This window comes from Streptomyces sp. URMC 129 (assembly GCF_051386415.1).
GTDB lineage: Bacteria > Actinomycetota > Actinomycetes > Streptomycetales > Streptomycetaceae > Streptomyces.
On record NZ_JBPQTQ010000019.1, the window covers coordinates 45,025 to 56,155 of the forward strand.

At 73.2% G+C, this 11,131-nt stretch carries 8 protein-coding genes and 1 pseudogene; 7 read left to right on the forward strand and 2 right to left on the reverse strand.

All coding sequences use genetic code 11. The features are described 5' to 3' along the window. Positions 1–181 precede the first annotated feature (181 nt). Together hflX and panD are read left to right on the forward strand one after the other, a co-directional pair. Entirely contained in the window at positions 182–1,603 is a 1,422-nt protein-coding gene (gene hflX, locus ACSNOC_RS06405; protein ID WP_436746278.1) for a GTPase HflX, read from the forward strand. A 77-nt stretch (positions 1,604–1,680) separates the two neighbouring features. Continuing rightward, positions 1,681–2,103 carry an aspartate 1-decarboxylase gene (gene panD / locus ACSNOC_RS06410; protein WP_436746270.1) on the forward strand — a complete coding sequence of 141 codons (423 nt, stop codon included), beginning with the start codon at positions 1,681–1,683 and terminating at the stop codon, positions 2,101–2,103. A 98-nt stretch (positions 2,104–2,201) separates the two neighbouring features. Here panD and ACSNOC_RS06415 read toward each other — a convergent pair whose 3' ends face one another. Next, complete coding sequence (locus tag ACSNOC_RS06415) at positions 2,202–3,419, reverse strand: trypsin-like serine peptidase (RefSeq protein WP_436746271.1); 1,218 nt, start codon at positions 3,417–3,419, stop codon at positions 2,202–2,204. 290 nt (positions 3,420–3,709) lie between these two features. Here ACSNOC_RS06415 and ACSNOC_RS06420 point away from each other — a divergent pair, with 290 nt between their 5' ends. The 3 genes from ACSNOC_RS06420 to ACSNOC_RS06430 all read left to right on the forward strand — a co-directional run bounded on the left by ACSNOC_RS06420 (position 3,710) and on the right by ACSNOC_RS06430 (position 8,583). After that, positions 3,710–5,659, forward strand: a complete 1,950-nt coding sequence (locus ACSNOC_RS06420; protein ID WP_436746272.1) for an IucA/IucC family protein — start codon at positions 3,710–3,712, stop codon at positions 5,657–5,659. 10 nt (positions 5,660–5,669) lie between these two features. Next, positions 5,670–6,332 carry a GNAT family N-acetyltransferase gene (locus tag ACSNOC_RS06425; protein ID WP_436746273.1) on the forward strand — a complete coding sequence of 221 codons (663 nt, stop codon included), beginning with the start codon at positions 5,670–5,672 and terminating at the stop codon, positions 6,330–6,332. A gap of 208 nt (positions 6,333–6,540) precedes the next feature. Further along, positions 6,541–8,583: an ATP-dependent DNA helicase gene (locus ACSNOC_RS06430; RefSeq protein ID WP_436746274.1), complete on the forward strand. Its 2,043-nt coding sequence runs from the start codon at positions 6,541–6,543 to the stop codon at positions 8,581–8,583. 31 nt (positions 8,584–8,614) lie between these two features. Here ACSNOC_RS06430 and lexA read toward each other — a convergent pair whose 3' ends face one another. Further along, entirely contained in the window at positions 8,615–9,364 is a 750-nt protein-coding gene (lexA, locus tag ACSNOC_RS06435; protein WP_436746275.1) for a transcriptional repressor LexA, read from the reverse strand. A 466-nt stretch (positions 9,365–9,830) separates the two neighbouring features. Between lexA and nrdR the strand changes: the two genes are divergently transcribed. Further along, complete coding sequence (nrdR, locus tag ACSNOC_RS06440) at positions 9,831–10,334, forward strand: transcriptional regulator NrdR (RefSeq protein WP_436746276.1); 504 nt, start codon at positions 9,831–9,833, stop codon at positions 10,332–10,334. 100 nt (positions 10,335–10,434) lie between these two features. Next, positions 10,435–11,131, forward strand: a pseudogene (locus tag ACSNOC_RS06445) (vitamin B12-dependent ribonucleotide reductase); the annotation flags it as partial.

The following is an 11,131-nucleotide window of genomic DNA, read 5'->3' on the forward strand; positions in this document are numbered from 1 at the left end:
GGCGGAAGAGGGCGTGCCACTATGGAAATCTGCTTCCGGGGGCGGCGGAATGTTCCGGATCGCCCGGGCGTTGACGCGAGAAGCAGTCCCCTCCACCGACCTAAGGACCGCATTGACCTTCTCTTCCCTTCCACAGGACACCAACCAGCGCCGTGCTGCGGGCCGCCGGGCCGACGCCCTGATGGATGAGGACGTCGCCCGGAGCACCTTCGACGAGGAGCGGGACGGTGAGCAGTTCGACCGCGACGAGCGCGCCGCGCTCCGCCGTGTCGTGGGACTCTCCACCGAGCTGGAGGACGTCACCGAGGTCGAGTACCGCCAGCTGCGCCTGGAGCGCGTCGTGCTGGTCGGCGTCTGGACCTCCGGTACCGCCCAGGACGCGGAGAACTCCCTGGCGGAGCTCGCCGCCCTCGCGGAGACCGCGGGCGCCCTGGTGCTCGACGGCGTGATCCAGCGCCGCGACAAGGCCGACCCGGCCACGTACATCGGCTCCGGCAAGGCCCAGGAGCTGCGCGACATCGTGCTGGAGACCGGCGCCGACACCGTCGTGTGCGACGGTGAGCTCAGCCCCGGCCAGCTCATCCACCTCGAGGACGTCGTCAAGGTGAAGGTGGTCGACCGGACCGCCCTGATCCTCGACATCTTCGCCCAGCACGCCAAGTCCCGCGAGGGCAAGGCGCAGGTCGCGCTGGCGCAGATGCAGTACATGCTGCCCCGGCTGCGCGGCTGGGGTCAGTCGCTGTCCCGGCAGATGGGCGGCGGCGGCTCCAGCGGTGGCGGCGGCATGGCGACCCGCGGCCCCGGTGAGACCAAGATCGAGACCGACCGGCGGCGGATCCGCGAGAAGATGGCGAAGATGCGCCGGGAGATCGCGGAGATGAAGACCGGCCGCGATCTGAAGCGGCAGGAGCGGCAGCGCAACAAGGTGCCCTCCGTCGCCATCGCCGGCTACACCAACGCCGGGAAGTCCTCGCTGCTGAACCAGCTCACCGGCGCGGGCGTGCTGGTGGAGAACGCGCTGTTCGCCACCCTCGACCCGACGGTGCGCCGTTCCACGACCCCCAGCGGCCGGGTGTACACCCTGGCCGACACCGTGGGCTTCGTGCGCCACCTGCCGCACCACCTGGTCGAGGCGTTCCGCTCCACGATGGAGGAGGTCGGCGACGCGGACCTGATCCTGCACGTGGTGGACGGCTCGCACCCGGCGCCCGAGGAGCAGCTCGCGGCCGTCCGCGAGGTGATCAACGAGGTCGGCGCGAAGGACATCCCGGAGATCGTGGTGATCAACAAGGCGGACGCCGCCGACGAGCTCACCCTCCAGCGGCTGCTGCGCGCCGAGAAGCGGTCGATCGCCATCTCGGCGCACAGCGGGCAGGGCATCCCGGAGCTGCTCGACTGGATCGACGCCGAGCTGCCGCGCCCCGAGGTCGAGCTGGAGGCCCTGGTGCCGTACACCCGTGGGGCGCTGGTCTCCCGGGTGCACGCCGAGGGCGAGGTGCTGGCCGAGGAGCACACCGGCGAGGGCACGCGGCTGAGGGCCCGGGTCCACGCCGAGCTGGCGGCGCTCCTGGAGCCGTACGTCCCGGCGGGTACCACCGGGTAGGTACGCGGTTAGCATGGTGCGGACGGCGCGTATCCCAGCCGGAACGCGACCTACGAATGAGCCGGGAGAGCTGCATCGTGTTGCGCACCATGTTCAAGTCGAAGATCCACCGTGCCACGGTGACCGAGGCCGACCTCCACTACGTCGGCTCGGTCACCGTGGACGCGGACCTGATGGAGGCCGCGGACCTGCTGCCGGGCGAGCTGGTCCACATCGTCGACATCACCAACGGCAGCCGTCTGGAGACCTACGTCATCGAGGGCGCACGCGGCTCCGGTGTCATCGGGATCAACGGCGCCGCCGCCCACCTCGTCAACCCGGGTGACCTGGTCATCCTGATCAGCTACGCGCAGGTGGACGACACCGAGGCCCGCACCCTGAAGCCCACCGTGGTGCACGTGGACTCGGCCAACCGCATCGTGCGGCTCGGGGACGACCCCTCCGAGCCGGTGCCCGGCAGCGACACGACCCGCAGCCCGCTCGCCACGGCCCGGGCCTGAGCCCGGTCCCGGCAGACGCGTCGGACGAAGCCGAGGGGCCCGGCACCCACCTGATGGTGGGCGCCGGGCCCCTCGCACGTACCGGGCCGCGGGCCGGGTCAGCCGCCGTTGACCTCGGAGCTCACGTAGTCCAGGACGCCCTGGGCCTCCTCGTCGAGCCGGGGGCCGGCCAGCCAGGTGCTCTCCAGCGGGCCGATCGAGTTGACCGAGATCAGCTCGGGCTCGTTCGCCTCGTTGGTGCGCAGCCAGGGGCCGCCCGAGGCGCCGCCGGTCATGGTGCAGCCGGCCCAGTACATGACGGGCATCGTCGCGTCGAGCGACAGACGGCCGGGGTTGTCGACGCAGCTGTACATCAGGGCGCCGTCGTAGGGGTCGGCGGCCGGGAAGCCGTACAGCGTCACCGGGCCGAGGCCGGAGACCGCGGGGGCGTCGAAGTTGACGTCGAGGGCGGCGCCGACGGTCTCCTCCAGGGACAGGCCGCTGCCGTCCTCCGGCTCGACCGACATGACCGCGAAGTCGCCGTGCGCGCCGTCACCGCCCATGGCGGTGCCGTTGTCGATCCAGTACTGGGTGGTCGACACGTAGTTCGCCCACCAGACGCCGTAGGGCGCCACGTCCTCGTAGGCCGCGGAGTTGACCTCCTCGGCGCTCAGGCCGTTGTTGTTGTAGGCCGGGACGAAGCTGAGGTTGCGGTACCAGCCGCCGCCGGAGCCCGCGTGCACGCAGTGGCCCGCCGTGGCGACCAGGTTCGAGCGGCCGGGGGCGTTCGGGTCCTTGATGACCGTGCCGGAGCACACCATCGGGCCCTCGGGGCTGTCGAAGAAGACCTTGCCGATCGGGGCGCCGTTCTCGGTGTAGGGCGTCGCCACCGGCTCCGCCTCGACGGCCACCGGCTCGGGGTCGGTGATGCCCCGGTCGGCCATCGGGTCGTCCGCCTCGGGGGCGTTCTCGTCCTCCTCGATCTGGCCGTCGTCGATCGACTGGTCCGGGTCCTCGGCCTCCCCCATGCGCTCCTGATCCCACAGGCCGTCGATGATCGGGTTGACGAAGTCACCGATCTCGCGGAGCCAGGTCTCCTCGTCCCAGTCCGCCCAGGCCCCGTCCATCCAGGCTTCCACGTCGAACTCGAACGGGAGGTTGTCGATCAGGTCCTGGAGCTGATCCTCTCCCGCGGTCGCCTCCTCGGTCGGCCGCGCCTCGGCCTCCGAGTCGCCGTCACCGTTGCAGGCGGTGGCGGTCAGCGCGAGACAGGCGGCCATCGCCGTGGCCGCGAGGGCGGCGCGGCGCCGAGGCCGCTGCCTGCGTATCGATGACATGGGTGTTCTCCCCCTGATGTGCTTCCTGGATGCGGTGCTTGACATGCACTCCGCCGTAGTCGGAGTGGCCCCCCAACTATGCCGTTGTCGCTCTGGACGGCGGCAGCCGGGTCTGCGGTTCCGTTCCGGCCGCTCGGGGGTGTCGAAGGATCTTGCCACAAGCCCGTGATCCCCGGCGCCCGTTCTCGTTACCACGGATGGGGGATCGCCCCTGACCTCGGCAGACAGTGACAAAGGAGGAGGCGCCACCGGTCCGGTCGGCTCGCGCCGGACCCGCGCGCCGCACACGGATGAACGCACGTCCTCAGCCAGAACCGGGTGCCTCCCGCGAGCGACAGCCGGTCCTGGGCCGGCTCGCCCGGCTGCTCGACCCCGCGGTGCCCCGCCAGCGGCGCGCGGGCCACGACGGCGCGGAGACCGGCGGCGGCGCGGAGAGCGGCGGCGCGGACGCGGGCGCCGGGGAGGGAGCGGACACCGTGGACCCCCTGGAGCACGCCGACCCCGGCCGGGCCGCCGACGCCGCCTCCGTGGAGTGTCTGCTGCGCTGCTGGGTGCGTGAGACGGGCGTCGCCCGGCCCGCCGGCCGGGAGCTGCGCCTGGCACTGCCCGCCTCCGGCGCGGAGCTGCGGGTGTCCGTGCGGCACTGGTCCGCCACGGGCTGGCACCGGTTCGGCCCGGCCAGGCTCGCCGGGGCGCCGGCCGGGGCCGCGCCCGTGGACGCGGTCACCCTGGCCGCGCTGCTGGCCCGGGAGGGCGGCGCGGAGCGGGCCGGGGAGGCCGCCGCCCTGGTGGGCCGGGTCGCGGACTCCGCCCGGCGCACCGCCGCGTTCCTGGCCGCCCGCCGGGCCCGGCCGGGCCGGGCGGCCCACGGCCATCCGTTCCTCGACGCCGAGCAGTCCCTGCTCTTCGGTCACCCCCTCCACCCGACGCCCAAGAGCCGGGAGGGCCTCACCGGCGAGGAGGCCCGCCGCTGCTCGCCCGAGCTGCGCGGCTCGTTCCGGCTGCACTGGCTGGCCGTGGACCGCTCGGTGCTGGCCGCCGACTCGGCGTGGACGGAGGACGGCCGGACGGTGCCCGCCGAGGCGCTGGCCGCGCGGCTCGCGGGCGGCGGGCTCGCGCTGCCCGCCGGGACCGTGCCGCTTCCCCTGCATCCCTGGCAGGCCCGCGACGCGGTGCGGCGTCCGGCCGTCGCCGCGTTGCTGGACGCCGGGCTGCTGCACGACCTGGGCGAGCACGGCGACCCCTGGCATCCCACCTCCTCGGTCCGCACCGTGCACCGGCCCGGCGCCCCGGCCATGCTCAAGCTCTCGCTCGGGCTGCGCATCACCAACTCCCGCCGGGAGAACCTCCGCAAGGAGCTGCACCGTGGCGTCGAGGTGCACCGCCTGCTGGCGGGCGGACTCGCGGCCGAGTGGCGCGCGGCCTTCCCGGCCGGTCCCGGCTTCACGATCGTGCGCGACCCGGCCTGGCTCGCCGTCGACGACCCCGGGGGACGGCCCGTGCCGGGCCTGGACGTGATCCTGCGGGAGAGCCCGTTCGGGGCGGACGACGACGCGCTGTGCCTGGCGGCGCTCACCGCGCCCCGGCCCTGGCCCGGCCGCCCCGAGCGGGAGCTGCGGTCCCGGCTGGCCCTCGTCGTCGCCGGGCTCGCCGCCCGCACCGGGTGCCCGGCCCGGGCCGTCGCGGCCGAGTGGCTGCTGCGGTACCTGCGCGCGGTCGTCCGGCCGCTCCTGTGGCTGGACGCGCGGGCCGGTATCGCGCTGGAGGCCCACCAGCAGAACACCATCGTGCTGCTGGACACCGACGGCTGGCCGGTGGGCGGCCGGTTCCGCGACAACCAGGGGTACTACTTCCGCGCCTCGCGCCGCGACGCGCTCCAGCGGCGGCTGCCGGGCATCGGCGAGGCCTCCGACACGTTCGTCAGCGACGAGATCGCCGACGAGCGCTTCGCCTACTACCTCGGCGTCAACAACGTCCTCGGCCTGATCGGCGCGTTCGGCTCCCAGGGCCTGGCCGACGAGGAGGTGCTGCTCGCGGGCTTCCGCGGCTTCTTGGCGGGCGAGGCGCGGGCCGCCGGCGAGGGACTCGTGCCGCCGCTCGTCGCCCACCTGCTGGGGGCGAGGACCCTGCGCTGCAAGGCCAACCTGCTCACCCGGCTGCACGGCCTGGACGAGCTGGCCGGCCCGGTCGACGGCCAGTCCGTCTACGTCACGGTCGCCAACCCGCTCACCACGACCTGAAGGAGCCGTCGTGCCCGCCCCCGACACCGACGACGGCGAGGACACCGCGGACCTCGACCTGCCGCCCGACCTGACCGGCGCGCCCGCGGGCTACGGCGTCGAGCGCGCCGCCGACCGGCCCGGCCTGCTCGACAACGTGGGCGACTGGGGACCGGTCGCCACGCCCGTCGGCGTCTTCGAGCTCGTCCCCGTCCACCTCCCCCGCGACCTCTCCCTCATCGCCACCTGGATGAACGACCCGGCGGTGGACGCCTTCTGGCGGCTGGCCGGCCCGGCCGAGGCGACGGCCGCGCACATCGGGCGGCAGCTCGACGGCGACGGTCGCAGCGTCCCGTGCCTGGGCGTTCTCGACGGCCTGCCGATGAGCTACTGGGAGATCTACCGCGCCGACCTCGACACGCTCGCCCGCTACTACCCGTCCCGGCTCCACGACACCGGCGTCCACGTGCTCATCGGCAGCGCCGAGGACCGTGGCCGGGGCCTCGGCACCGCCCTGCTGCGCGCCGCCGCCGACCTCGTGCTCCGCCACCGGCCGCGCTGCGACCGGGTGGTCGCCGAGCCGGACGTGCGCAACGCCGCCTCGCTGGCGGCCTTCCGGGCGGCGGGCTTCCGCCGGGCGGCCGACGCCGACCTGCCCGGCAAGCGGGCCGCGATCATGGTCAGGGACCGCTGACCGGCCGGTTTCCCGTGCCCCCCCCCGCGCGAGCAGGGGGACGGGCCGCGGCGGGCGGTGACCTCCGGTCACCCGTACGAGCGGAACCGCGCGCCGCCGGAGACGGCGGCGGGGCCGTGCGACGCCGGGGACGGAGGTGTCGTGAATCCGTCGTACTCTCCCCGGGCGGGCGGCGGTTGTCAGTGCCGCCGCGTAAGGTGACAGCCCTATGACTGTCACATCCGGGGAGCCCTCCGCGCCCATCGAGTCACCCGAGCCCGGGGAGTCCTCCGGGCTCCCCCTCACCGATCTGCTGCACGCCGCCGTCGCGGCCGTGGGCGGGTCCGAGCGGCCCGGGCAGGTCGCCATGGCGCACGCGGTGGCCGAGGCCATCGAGGGCGGCACCCATCTGCTGGTCCAGGCGGGCACGGGCACCGGCAAGTCGCTGGGCTATCTGGTGCCGGCGCTGGCGGGCGGCGACCGCGTGGTCGTCGCCACCGCGACGCTGGCCCTGCAGCGGCAGCTCGTCGAGCGGGATCTGCCGCGCACGGTCGAGGCGTTGCACCCGCTGCTGCGGCGCCGCCCGGAGTTCGCCACGCTCAAGGGCCGGTCGAACTATGTGTGTCTGCACCGCCTGCACGAGGGTGTGCCGCAGGAGGACGAGGACGGTCTCTTCGATCCCTTCGAGGCGGTCCGGCAGACCGTCGGCGGACCGAGCAGCAAGCTGGGCAAGGATCTGCTGCGCCTGCGGGACTGGGCCGACGAGACGGAGACCGGCGACCGGGACGATTTGACGCCCGGTGTCTCGGACCGCGCCTGGGCGCAGGTGTCGGTGTCGTCGCGCGAGTGCCTGGGGGCCAGCAGGTGCGCGTACGGGGCGGAGTGCTTCGCCGAGGCGGCCCGGGAGCGGGCGAAGCTGGCCGAGGTCATCGTCACCAACCACGCGCTGCTGGCCATCGACGCCATCGAGGGTGCGCCGGTGCTGCCCGGGCACGACGTCCTGATCGTCGACGAGGCGCACGAGCTGGTGTCCCGCGTGACCGGCGTCGCCACCGGCGAGCTGACGCCCGGCTCGGTCAACCGGGCGGTGCGGCGCGCGGCCCGGCTCATCGACGAGAAGATCGCGGACCAGTTGCAGACGGCGGCCGAGACGTTCGAGCGGCTGATGGAGCTGGCGCTGCCCGGACGGCTGGAGAAGATCCCGGAGGACCTGGGGTACGCGCTGCTGGCGCTGCGGGACGCCGCCCGCGCGGTGATCACCGCGCTGGGGACCACGCGGGACGCCTCCGTGGCGGACGAGGACGCGGTGCGCAAGCAGGCGCTGGCCTCGATCGAGACGATTCAGGAGGTCGCGGAGCGGATCACCCAGGGCTCGGAGTTCGACGTGGTCTGGTTCGAGCGGCACGACCGGTACGGGGCGTCGCTGCGCGTGGCGCCGCTGTCCGTGTCCGGGCTGCTGCGCGAGAAGCTCTTCGCGGAGCGCTCCGTGGTGCTCACCTCGGCGACGCTCAAGCTCGGCGGCGACTTCAACGGGGTGGGCGCCTCCCTCGGGCTGGCCCCGGAGGGGGAGCACGGCGAGGAGTTCCCGGAGTGGAAGGGGCTGGACGTGGGCTCCCCGTTCGACTACCGGAAGCAGGGCATTCTCTACGTCGCGCAGCACCTGTCGCCGCCCGGCCGGGAGGGCAGCCGCGCCGACATGCTGGACGAGCTGGCGGAGCTGGTGGAGGCGGCCGGGGGGCGCACGCTCGGGCTGTTCTCCTCGATGCGGGGCGCGCAGGCGGCGGCCGAGGAGCTGCGCGGCCGGCTGGACCTGCCGATCCTGCTGCAGGGGGAGGAGACGCTGGGCGAGCTGATCCGGGCCTTCGCCGACGACGAGCGGACCTGCCTGTTCGGCACGCTGTCGCTCTGGCAGGGAGTGGATGTGCCCGGTCCGAGCTGTCAGCTGGTGGTGATGGACCGCATCCCGTTCCCGCGTCCGGACGACCCGCTGGTCAGCGCCCGGCAGAAGGCCGTGGAGGAGGCCGGGGGGAATGGCTTCATGGCGGTCGCGGCGACGCACGCCGCGCTGCTGATGGCGCAGGGGGCTGGGCGGCTGGTCCGGGCCACGGGCGACCGCGGCCTCGTGGCCGTGCTGGATCCCCGGCTGGCCAAGGCGCGGTACGGAGCGTTCCTCCGCGCCTCGATGCCCGACTTCTGGTACACGACCGATCGCAATCAGGCGCGCCGGTCGCTCGCGGCGATCGACGCGGCAGCGCGGGCCGCCGCGTCGTGAGAAGGCGGGGGCGGCCGGCGCGGTGTGTCGGTCAGATCCGGCGCATGACGGCGACGACCTTGCCCAGGATGGTGGCCTCGTCGCCCGGGATCGGCTGATACGCCGCGTTGTGCGGCAGGAGCCAGACCTGGCCGTCCTCCCGCTTGAAGCGCTTCACCGTCGCCTCGCCGTCCAGCATGGCGGCCACGATGTCGCCGTTCTCCGCGACGGGCTGGCGGCGGACCGTCACCCAGTCGCCGTCGCAGATGGCGGCCTCGATCATCGAGTCCCCCACGACCTTCAGCACGAAGAGCTCGCCGTCGCCGACGAGCTGCCTGGGGAGGGGGAAGACGTCCTCGACGGACTCCTCCGCGAGGATCGGGCCGCCGGCCGCGATCCGGCCGACGAGCGGCACGTAGGAGGCGGCGGGCTTGCCGGCGGTGTCCGCGGTCTGGGGGGCGGGCGTGTCGGCGCCGCGCACCTCGTACGCCCGGGGCCGGTGCGGGTCGCGGCGCAGGAAACCCTTGCGCTCCAGGGCCATGAGCTGGTGCGCCACGGAGGAGGTGCTGGACAGGCCCACGGCCTGGCCGATCTCGCGCATGGACGGCGGATAGCCGCGGCGCTGCACCGAGTCGCGGATGACCTCGATGACCCGGCGCTGGCGGTCGGTGAGGCCGGAACTGTCGGCCCTGATCCCCGGTGGCCGCCCCGGCAGCGAGCGGGCGGGCGTGGCGCCCGGCGTGCCCAGCCGGTCGTGGCGGCGCTCAGCGGCGGTGATGGCGTCGTCTGCTGCGGTGGTCATGTCGGCCCCTTCTCAGGTGGTACTCGCTAGTCAGACAACGGTAGTTGCTATCGAAAGGTTGCGCCAAACACACGTTCGAGTGAAATATCGCAGATCGCCTGACGTGACCACGAAACCGGGTGTATGGCTCTTCATTCGGGGTGAATCCGGCCGCGAACGGTAACCGCCTGTGCGATAGCCTCCCATGCGGCCGTCGCCCGCCCGACGCCGGGCCCCCGTTTGTCGCGGCGCGACACGCGTTCCGATGATGTTGACAGCCGAACCCTAGATGTAGTGGTTTCATGACTGGCGACTCCCCACAAATAGTGGTCCCCGGTCATCATCGGCCGCCGGTATCGCCTATGCTGGAGATCGCCCGCCGGGCCCGTTCGAACGGGTCTGCGAGGGCCATGGCGTCGTGCCCGCGCGCACGGCGTCCGCACGCTGTGTCACCGGGCTGTCGAACCGTCGGAGAGGGAGAGAAGCGATGCACTGCCCCTTCTGCCGGCACCCCGACAGCCGTGTCGTCGACAGCCGCACCGCCGACGACGGCACCATGATCCGCCGCCGCCGCCAGTGTCCGAGCTGCTCCCGGCGGTTCACCACGGTGGAGACCGCCTCGCTGATGGTGATCAAGCGCAGCGGCGTGACCGAGCCGTTCAGCCGGGACAAGGTGATCGCCGGCGTCCGCAAGGCGTGTCAGGGCCGTCCCGTCACCGAGGACGCCCTCGCCCAGCTCGGCCAGCGGGTCGAGGAGGCCGTGCGCGCGACCGGCAGTGCCGAGCTGTCCACGCACGACGTCGGTCTGGCCATACTCGGGCCCCTCCGCGAGCTGGACCTGGTGGCCTACCTGCGATTCGCGTCCGTCTACCGGGCCTTCGACTCGCTCGAGGACTTCGAGGCCGCCATCGCCGAGCTGCGCGCGGGATTCCCCGCCGCCGAGGACCGGCCGGGCCCCGCGCCCGCGCGGACCGGCGCCGACAAGAGCTGACCGGGGCGCATCGCGGCGCTCCGGCCAAGAGAACGACAACCGTGACCCCGCCTCCGGGCCGGGTCGCACCAGGGCGTTGTGCCCGGAACAGGGAGGCGGAATGACTGAGACGACGAGCGGCCCGGCACGAGGCTCCCGCACCAAGGGTGGCAAGGGGAGCAAGGGCCTGCGGATCGAGCGCATCCACACCACCCCCGGCGTGCACCCTTACGACGAGGTGGTGTGGGAGCGCCGTGACGTCGTCATGACCAACTGGCGCGACGGCTCGATCAACTTCGAGCAGCGTGGCGTCGAATTCCCCGACTTCTGGTCGGTGAACGCGGTCAACATCGTCACGAGCAAGTACTTCCGCGGCGCTGTGGGCACGCCGCAGCGCGAGACCGGCCTCAAGCAGCTCATCGACCGGGTGGTGAAGACCTACCGGAAGGCGGGCGAGGAGTTCGGGTACTTCGCCTCCCCGGAGGACGCCGAGATCTTCGAGCACGAGCTGGCGTACGCGCTGCTGCACCAGATCTTCAGCTTCAACTCGCCGGTGTGGTTCAACGTCGGCACCAGGCAGCCGCAGCAGGTCAGCGCCTGTTTCATCCTCTCCGTCGACGACTCCATGGAGTCGATCCTCGACTGGTACAAGGAGGAGGGGATGATCTTCAAGGGCGGCTCCGGCGCGGGGCTGAACCTCTCCCGGATCCGTTCCTCCAAGGAGCTGCTCTCCTCCGGCGGCAACGCCTCCGGCCCGGTCTCCTTCATGCGCGGCGCGGACGCCTCCGCCGGCACCATCAAGTCGGGGGGGGGGGGGG

What these genes read in the sequence shown, in the direction of transcription:
- hflX (WP_436746278.1), top strand. Translation starts at nt 182, where the DNA reads ATGGATGAGGACGTCGCCCGGAGCACCTTCGACGAGGAGCGGGACGGT.
- ACSNOC_RS06430 (WP_436746274.1), top strand. Translation starts at nt 6,541, where the DNA reads ATGACTGTCACATCCGGGGAGCCCTCCGCGCCCATCGAGTCACCCGAG.
- ACSNOC_RS06415 (WP_436746271.1), bottom strand. Translation starts at nt 3,419, where the DNA reads ATGTCATCGATACGCAGGCAGCGGCCTCGGCGCCGCGCCGCCCTCGCG.
- lexA (WP_436746275.1), bottom strand. Translation starts at nt 9,364, where the DNA reads ATGACCACCGCAGCAGACGACGCCATCACCGCCGCTGAGCGCCGCCAC.
- nrdR (WP_436746276.1), top strand. Translation starts at nt 9,831, where the DNA reads ATGCACTGCCCCTTCTGCCGGCACCCCGACAGCCGTGTCGTCGACAGC.
- ACSNOC_RS06420 (WP_436746272.1), top strand. Translation starts at nt 3,710, where the DNA reads ATGAACGCACGTCCTCAGCCAGAACCGGGTGCCTCCCGCGAGCGACAG.